This is a genomic window from Bradyrhizobium sp. CCBAU 25360 (assembly GCF_028128695.1).
Classification (GTDB): domain Bacteria; phylum Pseudomonadota; class Alphaproteobacteria; order Rhizobiales; family Xanthobacteraceae; genus Bradyrhizobium; species Bradyrhizobium ottawaense.
The window spans coordinates 283044-304977 of record NZ_LBJA01000042.1 but is presented as its reverse complement, the minus strand read 5'-3'; the positions used below and the strand labels follow the sequence as shown (position 1 = coordinate 304977).

Annotated in this window: 22 protein-coding genes; 9 read left to right on the top strand and 13 right to left on the bottom strand. The window is 64.3% G+C overall.

The features are described 5' to 3' along the window. Nucleotides 1-82 precede the first annotated feature (82 nt). From ytfQ to XH81_RS25520, 9 genes are all read right to left on the bottom strand, one after another. A complete protein-coding gene (ytfQ, locus tag XH81_RS25560) occupies nt 83-1048 on the bottom strand; it encodes a galactofuranose ABC transporter, galactofuranose-binding protein YtfQ (RefSeq protein WP_018315902.1) in 966 nt (321 codons plus the stop codon). Between the two features lie 380 nt (nt 1049-1428). After that, complete coding sequence (locus XH81_RS25555) at nt 1429-2601, bottom strand: fumarylacetoacetate hydrolase family protein (RefSeq protein ID WP_028142391.1); 1173 nt, start codon at nt 2599-2601, stop codon at nt 1429-1431. 95 nt (nt 2602-2696) lie between these two features. Beyond that, complete coding sequence (locus tag XH81_RS25550; protein ID WP_028142390.1) at nt 2697-3755, bottom strand: YeiH family protein; 1059 nt, start codon at nt 3753-3755, stop codon at nt 2697-2699. Nucleotides 3756-3866: 111 nt separating this feature from the next. Then, nucleotides 3867-4208 (bottom strand): hypothetical protein, encoded by a 342-nt coding sequence (locus XH81_RS25545; protein ID WP_244439127.1) that lies wholly within the window; start codon nt 4206-4208, stop codon nt 3867-3869. A 42-nt stretch (nt 4209-4250) separates the two neighbouring features. Beyond that, complete coding sequence (locus XH81_RS25540; protein ID WP_028142389.1) at nt 4251-4964, bottom strand: ABC transporter ATP-binding protein; 714 nt, start codon at nt 4962-4964, stop codon at nt 4251-4253. After that, on the bottom strand, nt 4961-5716 hold the full coding sequence (locus tag XH81_RS25535) for an ABC transporter ATP-binding protein (RefSeq protein ID WP_028142388.1): 756 nt from the start codon (nt 5714-5716) through the stop codon (nt 4961-4963). Before XH81_RS25535 ends, XH81_RS25540 begins: the two co-directional genes overlap by 4 nt. A gap of 2 nt (nt 5717-5718) precedes the next feature. After that, nucleotides 5719-6738 carry a branched-chain amino acid ABC transporter permease gene (locus XH81_RS25530; RefSeq protein ID WP_028142387.1) on the bottom strand — a complete coding sequence of 340 codons (1020 nt, stop codon included), beginning with the start codon at nt 6736-6738 and terminating at the stop codon, nt 5719-5721. Continuing rightward, a complete protein-coding gene (locus XH81_RS25525; protein WP_028142386.1) occupies nt 6735-7637 on the bottom strand; it encodes a branched-chain amino acid ABC transporter permease in 903 nt (300 codons plus the stop codon). Before XH81_RS25525 ends, XH81_RS25530 begins: the two co-directional genes overlap by 4 nt. A gap of 89 nt (nt 7638-7726) precedes the next feature. Then, nucleotides 7727-8986, bottom strand: a complete 1260-nt coding sequence (locus XH81_RS25520) for an ABC transporter substrate-binding protein (protein ID WP_028142385.1) — start codon at nt 8984-8986, stop codon at nt 7727-7729. 172 nt (nt 8987-9158) lie between these two features. Between XH81_RS25520 and XH81_RS25515 the strand changes: the two genes are divergently transcribed. The 3 genes from XH81_RS25515 to XH81_RS25505 are packed head-to-tail and all read left to right on the top strand — an operon-like array spanning nt 9159 to nt 13203. Further along, on the top strand, nt 9159-10652 hold the full coding sequence (locus XH81_RS25515; RefSeq protein ID WP_028142384.1) for an AMP-binding protein: 1494 nt from the start codon (nt 9159-9161) through the stop codon (nt 10650-10652). Further along, a complete protein-coding gene (locus XH81_RS25510; RefSeq protein WP_028142383.1) occupies nt 10649-11296 on the top strand; it encodes a TetR/AcrR family transcriptional regulator in 648 nt (215 codons plus the stop codon). Before XH81_RS25515 ends, XH81_RS25510 begins: the two co-directional genes overlap by 4 nt. Then, on the top strand, nt 11293-13203 hold the full coding sequence (locus tag XH81_RS25505; RefSeq protein ID WP_028142382.1) for a flavin-containing monooxygenase: 1911 nt from the start codon (nt 11293-11295) through the stop codon (nt 13201-13203). Before XH81_RS25510 ends, XH81_RS25505 begins: the two co-directional genes overlap by 4 nt. 125 nt (nt 13204-13328) lie before the next feature. Here the strand turns inward: XH81_RS25505 and ald are convergent, their stop codons facing one another. Beyond that, complete coding sequence (gene ald / locus XH81_RS25500) at nt 13329-14444, bottom strand: alanine dehydrogenase (protein WP_028142381.1); 1116 nt, start codon at nt 14442-14444, stop codon at nt 13329-13331. Between the two features lie 145 nt (nt 14445-14589). Here ald and XH81_RS25495 point away from each other — a divergent pair, with 145 nt between their 5' ends. From XH81_RS25495 to XH81_RS25485, 3 genes are all read left to right on the top strand, one after another. Continuing rightward, a complete protein-coding gene (locus XH81_RS25495) occupies nt 14590-15069 on the top strand; it encodes an Lrp/AsnC family transcriptional regulator (protein ID WP_028142380.1) in 480 nt (159 codons plus the stop codon). Between the two features lie 81 nt (nt 15070-15150). Continuing rightward, on the top strand, nt 15151-17505 hold the full coding sequence (locus tag XH81_RS25490; RefSeq protein ID WP_028142379.1) for an Orn/Lys/Arg decarboxylase N-terminal domain-containing protein: 2355 nt from the start codon (nt 15151-15153) through the stop codon (nt 17503-17505). 6 nt (nt 17506-17511) lie between these two features. Next, nucleotides 17512-18087, top strand: a complete 576-nt coding sequence (locus tag XH81_RS25485) for a GNAT family N-acetyltransferase (RefSeq protein WP_028142378.1) — start codon at nt 17512-17514, stop codon at nt 18085-18087. A 3-nt stretch (nt 18088-18090) separates the two neighbouring features. Here XH81_RS25485 and XH81_RS25480 read toward each other — a convergent pair whose 3' ends face one another. The 3 genes from XH81_RS25480 to XH81_RS25470 all read right to left on the bottom strand — a co-directional run bounded on the left by XH81_RS25480 (nt 18091) and on the right by XH81_RS25470 (nt 20038). Further along, complete coding sequence (locus XH81_RS25480; protein ID WP_018315882.1) at nt 18091-18303, bottom strand: hypothetical protein; 213 nt, start codon at nt 18301-18303, stop codon at nt 18091-18093. 122 nt (nt 18304-18425) lie between these two features. Further along, on the bottom strand, nt 18426-18875 hold the full coding sequence (locus XH81_RS25475) for a flagellar basal body rod protein FlgC (RefSeq protein WP_028142377.1): 450 nt from the start codon (nt 18873-18875) through the stop codon (nt 18426-18428). A 113-nt stretch (nt 18876-18988) separates the two neighbouring features. Further along, complete coding sequence (locus XH81_RS25470) at nt 18989-20038, bottom strand: hydroxyacid dehydrogenase (RefSeq protein ID WP_028142376.1); 1050 nt, start codon at nt 20036-20038, stop codon at nt 18989-18991. 252 nt (nt 20039-20290) lie between these two features. Here XH81_RS25470 and XH81_RS25465 point away from each other — a divergent pair, with 252 nt between their 5' ends. The 3 genes from XH81_RS25465 to XH81_RS25455 all read left to right on the top strand — a co-directional run bounded on the left by XH81_RS25465 (nt 20291) and on the right by XH81_RS25455 (nt 21911). Further along, complete coding sequence (locus XH81_RS25465; protein WP_028142375.1) at nt 20291-20851, top strand: thiamine pyrophosphate-binding protein; 561 nt, start codon at nt 20291-20293, stop codon at nt 20849-20851. Nucleotides 20852-20859: 8 nt separating this feature from the next. Continuing rightward, nucleotides 20860-21456, top strand: coding sequence for a thiamine pyrophosphate-dependent enzyme (locus XH81_RS25460; protein ID WP_028142374.1), 597 nt, complete (start codon nt 20860-20862; stop codon nt 21454-21456). A gap of 77 nt (nt 21457-21533) precedes the next feature. Beyond that, nucleotides 21534-21911: a hypothetical protein gene (locus XH81_RS25455; protein WP_028142373.1), complete on the top strand. Its 378-nt coding sequence runs from the start codon at nt 21534-21536 to the stop codon at nt 21909-21911. The last annotated feature ends 23 nt before the right edge of the window (nt 21912-21934 follow it).

The following is a 21934-nucleotide window of genomic DNA, read 5'->3' as shown; positions in this document are numbered from 1 at the left end:
CGGACACCCAGCCTAGTCGTTCGTGCAGCGGTTTCGAAGGGGGGCGACGGACCACCGGAAGCGGTCCGGCGCGGCGCCCGCCTCAGTAACCGAGGCCCTTCTTGCTGTCGTAGATCTTCTGCGGATCATCGGCGGCAGTATAGAGCTTGGACTCGGTCTGAATCCACTTCGGCGGTACCGTGCCCTTGCCCTTGAAGGCTGCGACGGCATCCAGTGCTGGGCCGGCCATGTTCGGCGTCAGCTCCACCGTGGCGTTCGCTTCGCCGGCAACCATCGCCTTGAAGATATCGGGGACCGCGTCGATCGAAACGGTGAGGATATCCTTGCCGGGCTTGAGGCCGGCTTCCTTCATCGCCTGAATCGCGCCCACCATCATGTCGTCGTTGTGGGCGTAGACCGCGCAGATGTTCTTGCCGCCGCCTTCGGCCTTGATGAAGCTTTCCATCACCTCCTTGCCCTTGGCGCGGGTGAAGTCGCCGGTCTGGCTGCGCACCACCTTCAGGTTCGCGTGCTTGGCGATGGCGGTGTCGAAGCCTTTCTTGCGGTTGGTGGCGACGCTGGCGCCGACGGTGCCCTGCAGCTCGACGATGTTGCAGGCCTTGGCGCCGACTGTCTTGGCCAGCCAGTCGCCGGCGACCTCGCCCTCATGCACGCTGTCCGAGGTGACCGCGGTGAGATAGAGCTCCTTGCCGGACGGATCGATGTCGCGGTCGAGCAGCACGACCGGGATCTTGGCTTCCTTGGCCTCCTTCAGCACCGAGTCCCAGCCGGTCGAGACCACGGGCGCGAGGAAGATCGCATCGACGTTCTGCGCGATGAAGGAGCGGATCGCCTTGATCTGGTTCTCCTGCTTCTGCTGCGCGTCGGCGATCTTGAGATTGACCTTGCGCTTGGCGGCCTCCTGCTTGGAGACCGACGTCTCGGCCGCGCGCCAGCCGGATTCCGATCCGATCTGCGAGAAGCCGATGGTGAGCTCGGCGGCATTCGCCGGCAGCGCGAGCAGCAAGGCGGCCGTGGCGCTGGCCGCAAAGAGGGCTTTGAGGATCATCAGGCGAGTCTCCCAAGATGTTATCCGGGGCGCCTATTGGTAACATGGCACCCGCAGGCCGGCCTTCGAGGCGGCGGGAGGGACTATTTCACGGAAGAAGAGTTCCGACTAGTCATATTATTTGACTATTTAGAGGAAATCGCGCCGAGCGGCGGCAGGCGATTCTAAGACACGCCAAGCGCGATTTTGTTCCCCCGATGCAACGGGAAGATGAAGGAGGTTTGTAGGTGAGTCCAGCCACGGACAACCGTCATGGCCGGGCCTGTCCCGGCCATCCACGCCTTACTTCGCCTGACAAAGAACGTGGATGCCCGGGACAAGCCCGGGCATGACGGCCTCATAGACGTTCGCGTGGGAGGTCAGCTGCGAGACGTGAAGCGCTAAATCAGCTTCCGCTGCGCCAGGTTCTTCATCAACGCACCGATGCCGAAGGTCCAGGGCTCGCACTCGTCGCTGGTGCGCATGCGGTTGACGAGCTTGCCGAGCTGGGGCGCTGCGATCGTGACGATGTCGTCGCGCTTGTGGGTGAACCCCTGCCCCGGCGCATCGCGATCCTTGACCGGCGCGAACATCGTGCCGAGGAACAGCACAAAGCCATCAGGATATTGATGCACCTTGCCGATGGTCTGCTCGACCAGATCGGTCGGATCACGGCTGATCTTGCTGATCGAGGAATGGCCGTCGAGAACGAAGCCGTCCGCCCCCTTCACGTTCAGGCTGATGTCGAGCTTGCGCGCATCGTCGAGCGTAAAACTGTCGTCGAACAGGCGCAGCAGCGGTCCTATCGCGCAGGAGGCGTTGTTGTCCTTGGCCTTCGACAGCAGCAGCGCCGAGCGTCCTTCGAAGTCGCGCAGATTGACGTCGTTGCCGAGCGCGCCGCCGACGATCTTGCCGCGGCTCGACACGAACAGCACGAGCTCCGGCTCCGGATTGTTCCAGGTCGATTTCGGATGCAGGCCGGCATCCATGCCGGTGCCGACCGAGGACATGGTCGGCGCCTTGGTGAACACTTCGGCATCGGGACCGATGCCAACCTCGAGATATTGGCTCCAGGCGTTCTGGTCGATCAGCACCTGCTTCAGATGCATCGCCTGGTCGGAGCCAGGCTTGAGCTTCGACAAATCATCGCCGATCAGCCGCGTCACTTCCTTGCGGATCGCTTCGGCCGAGGCCGGATTGCCCTTTGCGCGCTCCTCAATCACGCGCTCCAGCATCGAGATGGCAAAAGTGACGCCGGCAGCCTTCAGCGTCTGCAGGTCCACGGGCGCAAGCAGCCAAGGTTTTTGGCGATCGCGCTGGTCCGGCGCCGTGTTGGCCACGATGGCGTCGAGATCGCCGATGCGCTCGCCCTTGGTCAAGCTCAGCGCCTTGGCCGGGTTGTCCTCTTCGCAGAGCGCGCTGATGGTCGGAAATCTTGCGGTGACGTCGAACACGCCGTCGCCACGGACGGCGACCACGGCCGGACCGTTCGCCTGCGGCAGCCAGACGCGGCCGGCGAGTGTGCCGCGTGTTCCGTCCTCAGGGAGAAGGTCTTTCACCGTCAATGTCGTCATGGCCGCGCCCTCGTTGTTTATCGGATCAGCCGCAGCCGATCACATTGGCGAAAACCAATAAACGTCTGGCGGGGGAAGTCCAGAGAGCGCGCCGCTCACTTGAACCAATGCACCAGTGCGATGCTGATGCCGAGCAGCAGCATCAGCGACAGCGTTACCGCGGCCGTCACCCGCCCGCCGACATTGGCGAGCACGCGTACGTCGACGCCGAGACCGAGAGCCGCCATCGACACCACGGTGAGAAAGCTCGTGATCTTGGTCACCGGACCAACCACCGTCCCCGGCACGATTTCGAGGGAACGCAAGGTCGCCAGCGCCAGAAAGCCGAGGATGAACCAGGGCACCAGGCGGAAGAAGCCAACATGGGTCTTCTTGGCATCGCTCTGCCAGCGCGAGGCGGCGAGCGACAGGCCGACCACGACCGGCCCGAGCATCAGCACACGCATCAGCTTCACGAGCGTGCCGATCTGTGTCGAGACGAGCCCGGCCGGGACCGTCGCGGCCAGCACCTGCGGCACCGCATAGACCGTGAGGCCCGCGAGGATGCCGTATTGCGTGGCAGACAATTGCAACAGCGGAATCAGCAGCGGCAGGCCGAGCACCATCATCACGCCAAGGATCGCGGTGAAGGAGATCGAGGACGCGATCTCGTCATTGCTGGCACCGATGATCGGCGCCACGGCAGCAATGGCCGAATTGCCGCAGATCGAGTTGCCGCAGGCGATCAGAATCGACAGCCGCGTCGACAGGCCCAGCATCCGGCTGAGACCAAAGGAGACGCAGAGCGCAATCACAACGACGGCAGCGATCGACGCCAGCAGCGCGACGCCGGAGGCCGCGATGGCGGCGAAGCTGATCGAGGCTCCCAGCAGCATGACCGCGACTTCGAGGAGCTGCTTGGCGCTGAAGGCGATGCCGGCCTGCCAGCGCGGCGCGGGTTTCCAGAAGCTGCGCAGGGCCATCCCGAGGAGGATCGCCATCACCAGCGCCTCGACATAGGGATGTTCGAAGACGCCGAGCTCCGCCCTTTCGAGCAGGGCCGAGACACCGGCGACGGCGACACAGAGGAGGATGCCTGGAATCAGCGCGAAAATACGGCTCGCGGCGGTGGCCGGCTTGGCATCGGCCGGGCTGGATGCTTGATTCTGCGACACAAATCTCTCCCAGAGGAGAAAGATTTATACGCAGCGCCAGATCAATGGGGAATAAGTTTTCGACATATCAGGGCCGAGGGAAGTTCTGTCCTCAACCCGGAATAAACGGCCTCAGAAGATCAGGCTCTTGGCGAGCGAGGCCACACGGCTGAACCCGTCGTAAACGCCGGGTTCGAAGAACGCTGCACGCGCGAGCACGATTCCGGCCACGAGCGACCAGAACAGCCCGGTGCCGACCCGCAACAGGAGCTTTGACGCGCGCGACTTCGGCTGGGCATCCGTCGCGGATACCAACTGCTCGCCAAAGGGCTCAAATCCAGTGCGTTCCATAGCAGGCCAATCCATCAATTCGTGGCTGAAATGTCGTCTTTTCGACCCCAAACAGCAATGGAAGCGATTGGCTTTTTTGGTCCCCCGCGGGGAAACTCCTTCCGCCGGAATGACCTCGGACAACCGCTTTCTTCTTCGGGCCTATTCGGACACCGCCCGCCCGGCTCAGAGGGCCAGATAACGCCGGCGGATCGCCTCATTGGCTTTCAGCTCGTCAATTCCTGCGGCGTAGACGATCTGGCCCTTGTCGATGATCGTGGCGTGGCTTGCGAGCCCCAGGCAGAAATGCATGTTCTGCTCGGCGATCAGCACGGTCGATCCGATGCTTCGAAGCTGCCGCAACAGCTCGCCGATCCGCTGCACGATGATCGGCGCGAGCCCCTCGCTCGGCTCGTCCAGCAGCAACAGCGCCGGATTGCCCATCAGCGTGCGCGCGATCGCCAGCATCTGCTGCTCGCCGCCTGAGAGACGCCCGGCAATGCGATGGCGCAGCGGTTCCAGCAGCGGGAAGACCTCATAGATGCGCTTGATCGGCCATTCGTCCTGGCCCTCCGGCCCCCTCTTCTTCCCGATGACGAGATTGTCCTCGACCGTATGCTCCGGAAAGATCTGGCGGTCCTCCGGCACGAAGCCAAGACCGGCGCGCGCAATATGATGCGGCTTCCGGCCCGAGATCAGAGCACCGCGCAGGCTCACTTTGCCCCGTCGCGGCGGCGCCAGCCCCATGATCGCCTTCATGGTCGTCGATTTGCCCGCCCCGTTGCGGCCCAGGAGTGCCATGGTCTCGCCTTGCCGCACCGAGAGGCCGACACCGAACAGGATCTGGCTGGTGCCATAATAGACGTCGAGATCGGCGACCTCGATGACGACGGAACTCATCCGGCCGCTCCTGCATGTTCGGTGCCGAGATAGGCTTCGATCACGGCGCTGTCGTTGCGGATCTCGTCGGGCGTGCCGGTCGCAAGAATGCGGCCATAGCAGAGCACGACGATTTTGGGCGCGATCTTGAACACGATGTCCATGTCGTGCTCGATGAAGACGACGGTGATCTTCTGGGTTTCCCAGAGCTCGCGCACCTTGTCGATCATGCGCCAGCGCTCTTCGGGCCCCATGCCGGCGGTCGGCTCGTCCAGCAGCAGCACCTTTGGTTCGAGCACCAGCGCAAGGGCAATATCGAGGAGTTTCTGATCGCCATGCGACAATGTCGCGGCGGTGCGATGGCGTTTGCCCGCAAGGCCGAGCAGCTCCATCACGTGTTCGGCGCGGTCGCGCGTCTCCGCCAACGGAAAGCGCTTGTGCAGCACCGCGGACGAACGCTGGTCGGCGCTGACGGCAGCCAGCATGGTCTCCTGCACCGTCAGCGATTTAAAGATGCTCGCCACCTGGAAGGCGCGACCGATGCCATGACGGACGATCTCCGGCGGCGAGCGGCCGGCGAGGTCGACACCGTCGAGCAGCACCTGGCCGGTGTCAGGCTTCAACGCGCCGGTGATCAAATTGAAGAAGGTGCTCTTGCCCGCGCCGTTCGGACCGATCACCGCAGTGAGCGAACCGTCGGGGAAATCCAGCGAGACGTCGTTGGTCGCCTTCACGCCACCAAAGGATTTTGCGAGGTTGCGGATCTCCAGCATCGCTAGCGGCCCTCGCCTGCGTCACGCCGCTGCGAGAACCACTCGGCGACGAAATCCAGCAGGCCCTTGCGCAGGCCCAGCGCGAAGAACAGGATGACCACGCCGAGCACGATGCCGTGATACTCGGTGAACCGCGTCACGGTGTCGTTGAGCAGCAGCAGCAGCACGGTGCCGACCATCGGCCCCAAAAAGGTTGAAACGCCGCCGAGCATGTTGATGAAGATGCCTTCACCCGAGATGGTCCAATAGGCGAATTCCGGATAGGCGCCGGAAACGAACAGCGCCATCACCATGCCGCCCATCGCCGCGAACAGCGCCGCCAGCACGAACACGGTCAGCTTGGCGCGCCAGACATCGATACCGAGAAAGCTCGCGCGCGCGGCATTGTCGCGGATCATCCGCAACGTGTAGCCGAACGGCGATTGCGCGATCTGGCGCATCGCGAGCAGGCCGAGGATCAACAGCGCGCAGCTCGCGATGTAGAGATGGACGTGGTTGGAAAGATCGATGCCGAGAAAGACGGGTCGGGGAATGCCGCCGCGCAAGCCCTGGTCGCCGCCGGTGAACGAAGCCCAGGACAGGATGGTCGAATGGATCAGCATCTGGAAGGCGAGCGTGACGAAGGCGAAATAGATTTCCTTCAGCCGCACGCAGATTGCGCCGATGACGGCCGCGATGAGCGCCGTGATCGCCAGCGTCGCAACGAAGGCGACCGGAATGGGCACGCCGAGCTTCTGCATGATCAGGCCGAAACTGTAGGCGCCAAGGCCGAAGAACATGCCGTGGCCGAACGAGGTCAGGCCGGTGTAGCCGACCAGGAGGTTGAGCGAGGTCGCGAACAGGCCGTAGGCGGAACAGCGGATGACGAAATCGAGCAGCGCCTTGCTGCCCGTCAAGAGCGGCAGGCTCGCCAGCACGGCAAAGGCGACCAGCGCGATCAGGACGTCGCGATAGCGTTGCAGTACCGAGCCACCGCGCACGGGTGCCAGCCCTTGCGCGTGTCCGGCCTCCAGCTCGGTCATGCCGCCTCCTTGCCGAACAGGCCGGTGGGTTTCGAGACCAGCACGATCACCATGAACAGATACATCAGGCCTTCGGTAAACAGGGGAAAGCCGAGCGAGCCGAACGAGCGGATCAGGCCGAGCAGCAGCGCGCCGATCAGGGCGCCCAGGATCGAGCCCATGCCGCCGATCACGGTGACGATGAAGGATTCGATCAGCACCGAGAATCCCATCCCGGGCGTGAGCGAGCGCACCGGCGCGGCAAGCGCACCCGCGAGGCCCGCCAGCATGCCGCCGAGCGCGAACACGCCGCCATAGATCAGGCCGGTGTTGATGCCGAGCGCGGACACCATGCCGGGATTTTGCGCGGCGGCGCGGATCACCTTGCCGATGCGGCTGCGCGACAACCCGATGCCGAGCACGACGGCCGCAACGAGCGCAACGCCGATCAGCAGCAGATAATAAGGCGGCACTACGCCGCCGGCGATGAACAGCGGCATCACCTGGAACGCGGAAGGCATGCCCATCGACTTGAATTCCGGCCCCCAGATCAGGCGCACGACATCGTCGAAGATCAGCACGAAGGCGTAGCAGACGAGGAGCTGCATCAAGACGTCCGCGCCATAGACGCGGCTCATGAAGACGCGCTCGAAGATCAATCCGAGAATGGCGGTGCCGGCCGCGCCCGCCAGCATCGCGAGCGCGAAGCTCCCGGTGAGCTGATAGGCGGTCATCGCGAAATAGGCGCCGAACATGTAGAAGGCGCCGTGGCTGAAATTGACCACCTTGAGCACGCCGAAGATCAGCGTCAGCCCGACCGCAACCAGGAACAGCAGCATGCCGATGATGAGGCCGCTGGTGGTCTGCGTCACCAGGCAGGCGGAGCTGGAGAGGCAGCCGGCAAGCGCGTCGAGATCCACGGGAGCACTTTCATTGCGGCGCGCCTGACACGGCGCGAAAATCAAACGAAAACGGCGAAGACGGTCGCCCGTCTCCGCCGCACATCAGATCAGGTGTAACCCTTGCTTTTCTTCCACTCGGCCTCCAACTCGAAGATCGTCTTCCAGTCGCCGGCCTTGACCTCCGGCACATACGGCTCCTGCGGGATCGTGGTGCCCCAGCCGATGGCGTAGCCGACCAGCGTGTGGTCGTCGCCGCGCATCGTCACGGTGCCGTCGGCACCGAACGGGCACTTGATGGTGAGGCCCTTCAATGCCTCCGCGATCTTCTTGCCGTCGGCGGAGTTCGCCTTCCTGGCGGCCTCGGCCAGGAACATCACGGCGGTCGCGTTCTGCCACGACCAGTTGGTCGGATACTCGTTATACTTCGCCTTGTAGGCATCGCCCCAGGCCGCGTTCTCCGGCGTGGTCGGAAAGGTCTTGATGTAGCGGTTGCCGGAGTGGATGCCCTTGGGCAGGTTCTTCACGACGGTGAGCGCGGTGTAGTCGGCCATGTTGACCGCGAACACCTCCATCTGGCTGAACATCGCGTAGATGTTGGCCTGGTCGATGTAGGAGGTGAGATCGCCGCCCCAGAGGCAGGAATAAAGCGCCTGCGGCTTGGCTTGGAGGATCTTCGTCACCACCTCGGTGTAGTCGGGCTGGAACAGCTTTGGCCAGGACTCGCTGATGATCTCCACATCAGGCGCGAAACGTTTCAGGTACAGCGTGAATTCGCCGGTGGTGTCGCGGCCGTAGGCATAGTCGGGCGAACAGGTCGCCCATTTCTTCAGGCCCTTGGCCTTGGCGATCGCGGCGGCGTAGCTGCCGCCGACGATGGAATCGTGGATGCCCTGGCGCACGCAGCGGAACGCGTTCGGGATGTGCTGCTTCGGATCAGCGGTCAGCGAAGAGGCTTCCGAGCAGGTATGGACGCAGAGCACGCCGAGATCGCGCGCGACCTCATGCACCGCGAACGATCCGGAGGACGCCTCGCCGTCGAGCAGCAATTCGCAGCCGTCGGTGTTGACGAGCTCGCGCGCGACGCGGGCGGCTTCCTGCGGCTGGCCCTTGGAATCGCGGATCACCATTTCGATCTGCCGGCCGGCCAAGCCGCCGGCGGCGTTGACCTTCTCGACCTCGAGCATCACCGCATTGCGCGAGGACGTGCCGAGTTGCGCCACGCGGCCCGACAGGATCGTCGGCATGCCGATCTTGATGGTCTTGGCTTGCGCACGCGCCACCCAAGGCGCGGCAACACTCATCGCACCGGCGCCCATCAGCGCCAGCGTTGAACGGCGGCTGATGCCCGGCGTGCGGGTCCTCGTCATTTTTCCCTCCCTCTGTCGGGTCGGCGTGTCCTGATCCCTGTCGGAGATCGTCTCGTCTCCGTGCTCCCAAGGATTTCAGAGGGTGGGGGGTGACGTCAAGCCGAAGATGAATTACGAGTCAGAATTCATCGAGGGAGGAAGCGAGGCCGATGACCGGCCCAAGATCCGCAAAATGATCAATCTTTCGAGCTTCATCGCCTTTCATGCCCGGCGCACGCCGGACCGGCCCGCGCTGAAATATCGCGGCGAGGAGATCTCCTACGCGGCGCTCGATGCGCGTGTCCGAATGGTGGCAGGCTGGCTCGCCGCGCAGGGCATCAGCGCCGGCGACATCGTGGCGGTGCTGATGAAGAACAGCGCGGCGTTCCTGGAGCTGGTCTTCGCCACCAGCCATCTCGGCGCGGTGTTCTTGCCGATCAACTTCCGTCTCTCCCGCGACGAGGTCGGCTACATCACCGGCAATGCCGGCGCACGGCTTCTGATCGTCGACGAGGAATTGGCTGCGAATGCCGCGGGCACCGGGATTGTCGTGCTCGACGACGCCGCGCAGCAGAGCATGACACATCTCGCGGGCGATGTGCCGCCCGCGCCGATGCATGGTCGCGCGCCATCCGACCTGATGCGGCTGATGTATACCTCAGGCACGACCGATCGTCCTAAGGGCGTGATGCTCTCTTACGATAATTTCTACTGGAAGTCGGCGGACCAGACGATCGCGCTGGGGCTCAGCGCCGAGACGCGACTGCTCGTCGTCGGCCCGCTCTATCACGTCGGCGCGCTCGACCTGCCCGGCCTCGCCGTGCTCTGGCATGGCGGCTTCATCCGCATCGAACGCAATTTCGAGCCGGAGACAACGCTCGCGGCGATCGCCGAGGACAAGCTCAACGCGGCATGGTTCGCGCCCGTGATGACCAGCGCGATGCTCACCTGCCCGACGCGTGAGCGCTACGACGTCTCCAGCCTGCGATGGGCCATCGGCGGCGGCGAGAAGACGCCGGAGCTGCGCATCCGCGCCTTCTCGCAACTCTTCCGCAATGCGCGCTACATCGATGCCTATGGCCTCACCGAGACCGTCGGCGGCGACACCTTCATGGAGGCCGGCCGCGAGATCGAGAAGATCGGCTCGACGGGGCGTGCGATTGCCCACGTCGAAATCGAGATCCGCGACGAGGACGGCAAGGTCGTGCCGGCGAACGTCAACGGCGAGATCTGCTTGCGCGGACCGAAGATCACGCGCGGCTACTGGAAGGATCCGGAGAAGACGGCGTCCGCCTTCTTCGGCGACTGGTTCCGCAGCGGCGACGTCGGCTATCTCGATGAGGATGGCTTCCTGTTTCTGACCGACCGCAAGAAGGACATGATCATCTCCGGCGGCGAGAACATCGCCTCTTCCGAGGTCGAGCGCGTCATCTATGAATTGCCCGAGGTGCGCGAAGTCGCGGTGATCGGCCTGCGCGATGGGCGCTGGGGCGAACGGCCGGTCGCGATCGTCGTGCTGACCGAGGGCGCCAGGCTCGAGCTCCCTGCCCTCACCGAGCATTGTCGCGCGCGGCTCGCGAGCTTCAAGGTGCCGAAGGAGCTGATCATTCGCGACAGCCTCCCGCGCAACCCGTCTGGAAAGATTCTCAAGCGCGTGCTGCGCGCCGAACTGGAGACCGTGGCATGACGCAAGGCCCCGCCACCGCGAAGATCACAAAGCTCAACCGCGTCGAGCGCAACGCCTGGACCAAGCAGAAGATCTTCGAGGCCGCCACCAAGGTCGTCGGCAAGCATGGCTATGCCGAAGCCTCCGTCGCCCGCATCACCGAACAGGCCGGCGTCGCGCAGGGCACCTTCTACAATCATTTCGAGAACCGCCAGGAGCTGCTCGACCAGCTGCTGCCGAAGATCGGCCTCGACATGGTCGAGTTCATCCGCGCTCGCACCGGGACGGCGGATGCGGCGCGGCAGGAGATCGAGCGCTTCGCCGCCTTCTTCGACTTCATCCGCGAGGTGCCGGAGTTTTTGCGCATCCTCAACGAGGCCGAATTCTTCGCACCCATCGGATACCAGAAACATCTCGACAACATCTCGGTCGCCTATGTCCGCATCCTCCGCCGTGCGCGCCTTGCCGGCGGCATCGAGGATTTCAGCGACGACGAGTTCGAGGCGATCGTCCACATGCTGATGGGCGCGCGCGGCTATCTCAGCCGCCGCTACTCCTACTCGGCCGGCGGCGTCACCGCCGTGCCCGAGCACGTCATCTCCGCCTATCGCAAGCTGATGACGCGCGGCCTCTTCACCGCCTCCGGAGACCAGGACACGCCATGAACATCGAATCTCCGCACAGGCCGCTCGACCTCGCCTCGACCATCGCGGAAGGCGACATCCGCTGCCTCCTGATGGTGCTGGTGCATATGACCGGCGACGAGAAATGGCTCGCGGCGCCGTACTTGCCCAAGCGCGACATCCGCCTCATCCCCGATCCCGAGGCCGGCGTGCCCAAGGAGATCCAGGACGAAATCCGCGCCGCCGTGGTGAAGCTCTTCGCCGATGGTACGCCGAAGCCTGTCATCGCCGACCCTGGCGACGAGCTACTGCTGAAGATGATGCGCGCCTGTCTCGGCGAGAATGTCGCGCCGGAATATGCCCCTCTGATGCGCGAGGAAATGGGCTTCGTATCGCGCGAGGCACGTTGGACCAAACGTCCTGCCGACGACAAGCTTGCCGACCAGCACGTGCTGATCGTCGGCGCTGGCGTCTGCGCCATTGCGCTCGGCGTGGCGCTCGGCCATCTCGGCATTCCCTACACCATCGTCGAGAAGAACGCCGAGCTCGGCGGCACCTGGTGGATCAACCGCTATCCCGGCTGCGGCGTCGACACGCCGAACCACTCCTATTCTTATTCCTTCGGCTCGGGGAATGCGTGGACGCGCTATTTCTGCCAGCGCGAGGAGCTGCTCGGATATCTCCAGAAAGTCGCCGACGAATACGGCATTCGCAAGCATCTGCGCGTCAACACCGAGCTGACCTCCTCGCGCTGGGACGAAGGCAAGCGGCGCTGGATCTCGACGCTCAAGACCGAGACCGGCGAGGAGACCTTCGAATCCACCGCGCTGGTCTCCGCCATCGGCCAGCTCAACGATCCCTCCCGCGCCCGCTTCAAAGGCGAGGAGGACTTCAAGGGAACGATCCTGCATTCGGCGCTGTGGTCGAGCGATATCAATCTCGACGGCAAGCATGTCGCCGTGATCGGCACCGGCGCAACCTCGATGCAGCTGGTGCCGTCGATCGCCGGCCGCGTCGCCTCGGTCGCCGTCTATCAGCGCAGCGCGCAATGGGCGCGGCCGGTGAAGGGTTATGCCGATCCGATCAGCGAGGGCGCGCGCTGGCTGCTGGCGCATCTGCCGTTCTATGTGCAGTGGTACCGCTTCAACATGTTCTGGCGCTATGGCGACGGCCTCTTGCCGTTCCTGCGCAAGGACCCGGCCTGGCCGCATCCGGAGCGCGCCGTCAACAAGGGCAACGACCGGCACCGCCAGGAGTTGACCGACTTCATCCTGTCGGAATTGCAGGGGCGGCCGGACCTGATCGAAAAATGCGTGCCGACCTATCCGCCCTACGGCAAGCGTATCCTGCTCGACAACAACTGGTTCAAGACGTTGACGCGGTCGAACGTGGAGCTCGTCACCGACGCGATCGACCATTTCGATCGGGGCGGCATCGTCACCGCCGACGGCAGGCACCGCCCGGCCGATGTCATCGTGGTCGCGACCGGGTTCAAGGTGACGGAGATGGCGGCCCGCCTCAACATCAGCGGCCGCGACGGCAAGAATTTGCGCCAGGCATGGGCCAACGACAATCCGACGGCGTTTCTCGGCCTCACCGTGCCCGATTTCCCCAACTTCTTCTGCATGCTCGGCCCCAACTCCGGCCCCGCGCATGGCGGCAGCGTGATCTTCCAGTCGGAATGCCAGAGCCGCTACATCGCCGCCTGCCTAGCCGAAATGATCGAGCACGACGTCGCTGCCATCGACGTCCGCCCTGATGTGCTCGACGACTACGTCCGAAAGGTCGACACCGAGCACGAGACAATGATCTGGACCCATCCGGGCATGAGTACCTACTACCGCAATTCGAGTGGCCGCGTGTTTTCCGCGATGCCGTGGCGGTTCGTCGACTATTGGCGCATGACGCATGATCCGGATCTGGGGCAGTACAGGCTGACGAAAGCTTGAGGTCATTCGTCGGGACGAACTCGGGCTGAAGCTTGTCCCACATCGTCATTGCGAGCGCAGCGAAGCAATCCAGACCCGCGGAGGGATTCTGGATTGCTTCGCTTGCGCTCGCAATGACGGCCTATTCAGGCCGCGAGCCCAGTCTCCACCGGCGCAAACTCCAGCCCGAGGCTCTCCGCCACCGCCTTGTTGGTGATGCGGCCGCGATGGACGTTCAGCCCGTTGCGCAAATGCGGGTTTTCCAGCACCGCGGCAAAGCCCTTGTTCGCGAGCATCAGGCCGAACGGCAGCGTCGCATTGTTCAGCGCCTGGCTCGACGTCACCGGTACCGCGCCCGGCATATTGGCGACGCAATAGTGCACGACGCCGTCGACCTCGTAGGTCGGGTCGCTGTGCGTGGTTGCGTGCGAAGTCTCGAAGCAGCCGCCCTGGTCGATCGCGACGTCGACCAGCACGGCGCCCGGCCGCATCGATTTCAGCATCGTGCGCGTGACCAGCTTGGGGGCGCTGGCGCCCGGCACCAGCACCGCGCCGATCACCACGTCGGCGGCGAACACCTCGTCCTCGACCGATTCGATGGTCGAGAAGCGGGTACGCACGCGTCCGGCAAAAAGATCGTCCAATTGGCGCAAGCGCGGGATCGAGCGGTCGATCACGGTGACTTCGGCACCGAGGCCCGCGGCCATGCGCGCCGCCTGCGTTCCGACCACGCCGCCGCCAAGCACGACGACGCGCGCCGGCTGCACGCCGGGCACGCCGCCCAGCAGCAGGCCGCGGCCGCCTGCCGAGCGCTTGAGCGCGGCGCCGGCGGCCTCGATGGCGAGGCGGCCGGCGACTTCGCTCATCGGGGCGAGCAGCGGGAGGTGACCGTTCGCGTCCGTGACGGTTTCATAGGCGATCGCGGTACAGCCGGAGGCAAGCAGGCCCTTGGCCTGCTCCGGATCCGGCGCAAGATGAAGATAAGTGAACAGGATCTGGCCTTCTCGGAGCTGGACCCACTCGCTCTTCTGCGGTTCCTTCACCTTCACGATCATGTCGGACTTGGCAAAGATATCGCGGGCGCTCTCGGCGATGGTGGCCCCTGCCCGCCGATACACCTCGTCGGGCGCGCCGATGCCGCCGCCGGCGCTGGTCTCGACCGTGACCTGGTGTCCGGCCGCGACATATTCGCGGACCGCGCCCGGGGTGAGCCCGACGCGATATTCCTGCACCTTGATCTCCTTGGGCACACCGACGCGCATCTTTTGGGCTCCTTTGCCAACGCCTTGATTCGGTTCCTCATCGTAGCGACGGGGCCGGTTTGGTTTCGTGCAAATATCCGCTAGTTTCGGCAGGCCCGCGCCGGTTTTCGGCGCCAAGCCGCCCTTTCACGCTGGAAACGAAACATTGGCCCTCGACCGGAAAGACCTCGCGATCCTCGCGGAACTCACGACCAATGCACGTGCCAGCCACACCGAGCTTGCCAACAAGGTAGGGCTCTCCAGCACGGCGCTGGCCCGGCGGCAGAAGGCACTGGAGGACGAGGGCTACATCCAGGCCTACCAGGCCGCACTCGATCTGGCCCAGTTCGGCCTCACCACCACCGTGCTGGTTCGCATCGCGCTGGAGAGCCAGAGCGACGACGCATTGAAGGCGTTCGAGGCCGAGGTGGTGAAATGCCCTTCCGTCGTGCGCTGCTTCCTGATGTCGGGAACCGACGACTACATCCTGATCGTGCTCGCACGCGACATTCAGGATTTCGAGCGCATCCACCGCACCGAGCTGTCCCGCCTGCCGCGCGTCGCACGCGTGCAATCGAGCTTTGCCCTACGCGACATCGTCAACCGTGCGGTGCCGACCGTGGTGTTCGGCGAAGCGAAGCGGTAGCCGGGGCCATCCCGCTCCACTGTCATAGAACTGTCATCGAATGTGCCGAGAGCTGTGCTTCTCGCACATTCGGGACAGACCATGGATTATTTCAAGCGCTTCAACTTCCTGTTCGCCGCACCAGTATTCGACGCCGACGATCTCGAAGGCGTCCGCTTCAACCAGATCATCGAGGAGATCCAGCGCTCCGGCTTCGAGGTGGTCCGGGCGCGCAAACTAGAAGATGCCGAGATGGCGGTGCAGACCGATGCCGCGATCGGGTGCATGGTGGTGGACTGGGGCAAGAAGGGCCTGGAGGGCAAGACCTCGGCGCTGATCAACCTGATGCGCCGCCGCGGCCTCGATTTCCCGATTATCCTGCTGATCCGGCGCAAGCGCTTCGAGGACCTGCCGGTCGAGGTGCTCGATTTCATCGACGGCTACGTCTTCCTGTCCGAGGAGACGCCGACCTTCATCGCCAAGAATCTGATCAGCCGGCTCAAACAATATGCCGAAACGCTGAAGACGCCGTTCTTCGGCGCCCTGGTCGACTATGCCGAGGAAGGCAACCAGCTCTGGACCTGCCCGGGGCATAATGGCGGCGTATTCTACAACCGCAGCCCGATCGGCCGGGTCTTCGTCGAGCATCTCGGCGAATCCGTGTTCCGCGACGACCTCGACAATTCCGTGCTCGATCTCGGCGACCTCCTCACCCATGAAGGGCCGGCGCTGAAGGCGCAGAAGGAAGCCGCGCAGATTTTTGGCGCGGAGAAGACCTATTTCGTGCTCAACGGCACCTCGACCTCGAACAAGGTCGCGCTCGGCGCCCTCGTTACCGACGGCGACCTCGTGCTGTTCGACCGCAACAATCACAAGGCCGCCCATCACGGCGCGCTGATGATCAACGGCGGCGTCCCGGTTTACGTGCCGACCATCCGCAACGCCTGGGGCCTGATCGGACCGATGCGCTGGGACGTGCTGGACGAGAAAACCTTGCGCGAGGCGATCCGCAATCACCCGCTGGTCACGGACAAGGAGGCTTGGCGCAAGGAGCGGCCGTTCCGCGTCGCCGTGGTCGAACAGTGCACCTATGATGGGACGATCCACAGCGCCGAGATGATCCTGAAGCGCATCGGCCATCTCTGCGAGTACATCCTGTTCGACGAGGCCTGGGCCGGATTCATGAAATTCCACCCGCTCTATGCCGGCCGTTTCGCCATGGGGCTGGCGAACCTTCCGCCGGAAGCACCGGGCATCATCGCGACGCAATCGACCCACAAGCAGCTTGCCAGCTTCTCGCAGGCCTCACAGATCCACATCAAGGACCGCCACATCCGCGGTCAGAAGCGGCGCGTCGAGCACCGCCGCTTCAACGAGAGCTTCATGCAGCACGCCTCCACGTCACCCTTCTATCCGCTGTTCGCCTCGCTCGACGTCGGCGCCCAGATGATGAAGGGCCGCTCAGGCGAAGTGCTGTGGGACGACACCATCCGCCTCGGCATCGAGCTGCGCAAGAAGATCCGCGCGATGCGCAGGGAGTTCGAAGAGAAGGAGCAGAACGCCGATCGGCGCTGGTTCTTCGAACCCTTCGTTCCCGACCGCGTCGCCATTCCCGATGTCGGCCGCCCCGGCGCCGTCCACAACGTCGCCTGGGAAACCCTCTCGACCGATGAACTCGCCACCAATCCCGCGCTGTGGCAGCTCTCTCCCGATACCAACTGGCACGGCTTCCCCGGCATGGCCGAGGGGTTTGCCATGACAGATCCGAACAAGCTGACGCTGCTCACCCCCGGCTTCGACCGCTCAGGTGCCTATGCCGAGCACGGCATCCCCGCCCCCGTTGTGGCGCAATATCTGCGCGAGAACCGCATCGTCCCCGAGAAGAACGACCTCAACTCCCTGCTCTTCCTGCTCACCCCCGGCGTCGAGGCGAGCAAGGCCGGCACGCTGATCTCCGGCCTGGTCGCCTTCAAGAAGCTGCACGATGACAATGCGCTGCTGTCCGACGTCATTCCGGAGTTCTACCAGCGGCGGCAGGCGCGCTATGCCGGCGTGCGCTTACGCGATCTCTGCGGCGAGATGCACCGGTTCTTCCGCACCGCCGACGTCAGCGCGCTTCAGGCGAAGCAGTTCATGCCCGAGCACATGCCTGAGATCGCGATGTCGCCTCGCGATGCTGCCCGCTATCTGTTCAAGAACGATGTCGACTACCTGCCGATCGAGGCCATCGCTGGCCGCATCGCGACCACGCCCTTCGTGGTCTATCCGCCAGGCATCGCCACCATCGTGCCCGGCGAGCGGTTGACCGAGCGGGCCAAGCCCATGGTGGATTATCTCAAGATGTTCGAAACCTGCTTCAACACGTTTCCGGGCTTCGACGTCGAGATCCAGGGCGTCTACAAGGAGATCGATGCCCAGGGGCGCATCGGGCTCTATACTTACGTCGTTGCCGAGTAGGTGCGAATGAACGAAACAGCTGCGCGCGCGAGCGACGAAGCCGTCCTGGTCAGGCCGTCACGCGACAGCGATGTCGAGGCAATGTTGGCGATCTACCGCCATCACGTCCGCAACGGCGTGGCGCGCGACATCGAGGGAACCGGCGCGCCCGAGCCGGACGATCTGCGCGACCGGCGCAAGAACCTCAAGCAGACCCGCCTGCCGCATCTGGTCGCAACGTTTCGCGGCGAGGTGGTCGGCTATGCCTATGCGGTGCTGTTCCGCAAGCGCCCGGCCTATCGCTACACGGCCAAGCATTCGATCTACGTCCACCACGAGCAACTCGGCCGCGGCGTCGGACGGTTGCTGCTGCAGGAATTGATCGATGCTTGTGCGGCGGCCGGCTTCCGCCAGATGATCGGCTATATCGACGCCGACAACGCGCCTTCGCTGGCGCTGCACGAGAAGTTCGGCTTCGCGCGCGCCGGCCTGCTTTGCGGCGTGGCCTATCGCCACGGCCGCTGGTCTGACACTGTCATGGTGCAGCGATCGCTCGGCGCGGGGACCACGGCGCCCCCGCCCGTCACGGCGCCGGGCCGGTAGACCTCAAGACGGAAAGTCGGCCGCTCGCACATGGATGCGGTCGGCATGCAGCGACCAGTGATGCAGGGCCTGGTCCTTGCAGAACCTGGCCTTCGCCCGCTCCCTGGCCTCGTCCTCGTCGGAGGCGTCGATTTCCAGCGTACCCTGGCAAATCTCGCTCTGCCGGCCGTACTCGCCGAGCACATCCTTCATGAACTTGACGACATAGGTTGACATGGGACCTCCCTGCTGCCCCGGCCGCACTCTAGTCCCATTTAAGCCGGACCGGGGAAGGAGATTTTGACGCGGATCAAAAGGCCGGCAAGGTTCCCGCCGCCCATTCCGGCGGCAGTCCGCCCTCATGTGGTTATATCGAGGAGCGACTCTGTCGTTTCCGCGTAAGCCTGAATGACTTTCGCATTGGCAATGAAGCTGTACTTGGCGGCCGCCAGCTGAACGAATTCGCTGGCGATATCGACATTCGGCGCTGCGACCAGCCCATCCTGGTTTGCGAAGGAAGCGCTTGGGTCTGATTGCGCGGTATAGCTCGGCGATACCGTCGACACCTTTGCGGTCGTGCCGCCCGGCGTCGAGCCGCTCGATTGGTCGACCTGATCGACGCGCAATGGCACGTAAGCCGCGGGAAACGTCGGAGCAATGCCCGGACTGCCTGTAACGGCCGACGGGCTCGACCCGCCCGAGGTCGGCAGCGGGCCGGTCGTTCGAACATTGGCGATGTTGCTCGCGGCCACGTTCACGCGCAAACTCGCCGCGGAAAGTCCGGATGTCGCAATCGAGAAGATGCTCATGGGCTTTGAACTACAGGACAAGTGATACGCGTTCACTTACCCGCTCGATAAGATGCGACGCTTTGCCTTTCCGTCGTGGTAACCAATGATCGGAGCGCTGACCCTTCGCGCCCCTACCCCGGCGTCACGCCAAAAGCCTGCTTAAAGCGCTCCGCATAACGCGGCCAGACCTCGGGATTGATGATGCGTGGCGGGCGCTTGCCGTCGAGCGTGTCCAGCACCTGCTCGGCCGCGATCCGGCCCATGTTCTGGCGCGCCTCGATCGTGACGCCCGCGGTATGAGGGCTTGCCAACACGTTGTCGAACTGGAGCAGCGGATGCTCCGGCGGCGGCGGCTCCTTGGACCAGACGTCGAGGCCGGCACCGGCGATGCGCTTGTCGCGCAGGGCCTGGAGCAGCGCATCCTCGTCATGTATGAAGCCGCGCGCCGTGGTGATGAAATACGCATGCGGCTGCATCAGCCCGAACTCGCGCGTGCTGATCATGTTGCGGCTGCCCTTGTCGAGCGGACAGGAGATCGAAACGAAATCGGCGCGGCGCAACAGCTCGTCGAGTTCGACCTTCTCCCCGCCCCGCTCCGCCATCACTTCGGCCGACAAATACGGGTCGTAGGCCAGCACCTTCATGCCGAGCAGGCCCTTGCACAGCGCGGCGATGCGACGGCCGACATTGCCGAGGCCGATGATGCCGACGGTCTTGTGCTCAACCTCGTTGCCGACGAGGTCGTTGCGGTTGACGTCGCGCTCGCGGCGCAGGCGGCGGTCGGACTGGATGATGCGCTTGGACAAGGTCAGCATCATCGCCAGCGCGTGCTCGGCGACCGAATGGGCATTGCCGCCGGACTGGTTGACGACGAGCACGCCCGCATCCGTGCAGGCCTCGACGTCGACAGGATCGAAGCCCGCGCCATTGCTGGAGACCAGCAGCAGGTTCGGCGTGCGCTTCAGGAAGGTGGCATCGACATGGAAATGAGGGGCGAGCTCGTCGCGGGCGGCGCCGATCTGGTAAACGTGCGCTGCATTCAGGATCGGCGCGTAGACATCTTCGGGGCTCCCGTTCTCGATGCGATCGAGCCGGACGTCGGGCCGCGCCTTCAGGATGTCGACATAGATCGGATTGGCCAAATAATTGGAGTAGAAGACGCGCTTGCTGTTGACGGACATCAGGACCCTTCCGGCTCTCCAGGGAGATCCGCAAGGTCGGCGCGATGCGCGCCCGTCCGTGCCCCCTCCCGTTTTCTCGTTGCCGCCGCTTATGACATGGCGGTGCCGACTACGACAGGCCGTTCAGCGCAGATCACGGTGCGGCCCGGACATGTTGACAATCCCGCCCGCTCCGTCAAGTTCGGCCGGTCGCGCGACGGAAAGAACCAAGAAGCATGCGCGGCCCAAGAAAATACGCCAAGGGAGAACGCAATGGCGATTGCGGAACAGCAGACGCAGGCGGGACAGGCGTCCAGCGACGGGAGCTGGCACGGCATCGTCCTGCAAACCCTGAAGCGGAACGAGATCAGCCTCATCCCTTACGTGCCCGACCGGGTGCTGACGCCCCTGATCAAGAACCTGCACGCCGATCCCTTCTTCACCACCTTCGCCACCGCCCGCGAGGAGGAAGCCGTCGGCATCGTCTCAGGCGCCTGGATGGGTGGGCGGCGCGGCGCAGTCCTGATGCAGACCTCCGGCTTTGCCACGCTCGCCAACGTGCTCGCCTCGCTCGCAGTGCCCTACCAGATCCCGCTGATCATGTTCGTGTCCGAGCGCGGCACGCTCGGCGAGTTCAATTACGGGCAATCGCTGGTTTGCCGCACCATGCGCCCGGTGCTGGATTCGCTGGCGCTGGAGCACCACACCATCACCCGGCTCGACGAGCTCGAATTCATCACCGACCGCTCGATCAAGCAGGCCGTCACGACACAGGCGCCGGTGGCGCTGATCCTCAACCCGCTGCTGACAGGCGGCAAGGTTTTCGACAAGTGAGCGGCACCATGAACACTGGCAACACCAAGGTGATGAACCGGTTCGATGTGACCTCGCGCCTGATCGGAAAGCTCGAGCACGAGGAAGCCGTGATCGGCGGCATCGGCAACACCAATTTCGACCTCTGGGCCGCCGGCCATCGTCCGCAGAATTTCTACATGCTGGGCAGCATGGGCCTCGCCTTCCCGATCGCGCTCGGCGTGGCGCTCGCGCAGCCCGACCGCCGCGTCTTCGCGCTCGAAGGCGACGGCTCGCTGTTGATGCAGCTCGGCGCGCTCTCGACGATCGCGACGTTGAAGCCGAAGAACCTCATCATGATCGTGATGGACAACGGCATCTATCAGATTACCGGCGCACAGCCGACGCCAGCGGCAAGCGTCGCGGACATCGTTGCCATCGCCGCAGGCTCCGGCCTCGCCAACAGCGCCTGGGCTGCGGACGAGGAGGATTTCGAGCGCCTGGTCGATGCGGCGATGTCCGCCGCCGAGCCGAGCCTGATCGCCGTCCGCATCGACGACAAGCCCGGCGTCGGCACCACAAGGCGCGATCCCGTACAAATCCGGGAGCGCTTCATGCACGGGCTTGGCGTGCGCGAGCCGCTTTAACATTTTGTCATTAACTACACAGCGATCTGATGGAGGGACTGTACCGGTCCGCTGCCAATCTGTGCTAAGCGAACCGGATGTCCATTTTGATACGTTCATTTGCCTGGCTGCTCGCGGCCGCCGTTACTTTCGCCACCCTCGGTCCCCCCGGCCTGCGGCCCCATTCCGACCTCGGCCAAGACGGCGAACATGCGCTCGCCTTCATCTTGGTGGGACTGGCCTTCGGCCTCGCCTATCCGCGGCGGCGCCTGCCGGGCGCAGGAGCCGCGGTCGTCCTGATTGGCGTGCTCGAGCTGATGCAATTTTGGGCACCCGGACGCCACGCCCGGCTGGAGGACTTTCTGGTCGACGCGCTCACGGCCTGCTTCGGCTTTGCGCTCGCGGCGGTCACCGATTGGGCTATGACACGCTTTCGCGCAAGCGCCTCTGCAGCAAGCGAAGGCCCCGCGGAGTAGAACTCCGCAGGGCCCTTTCCCCT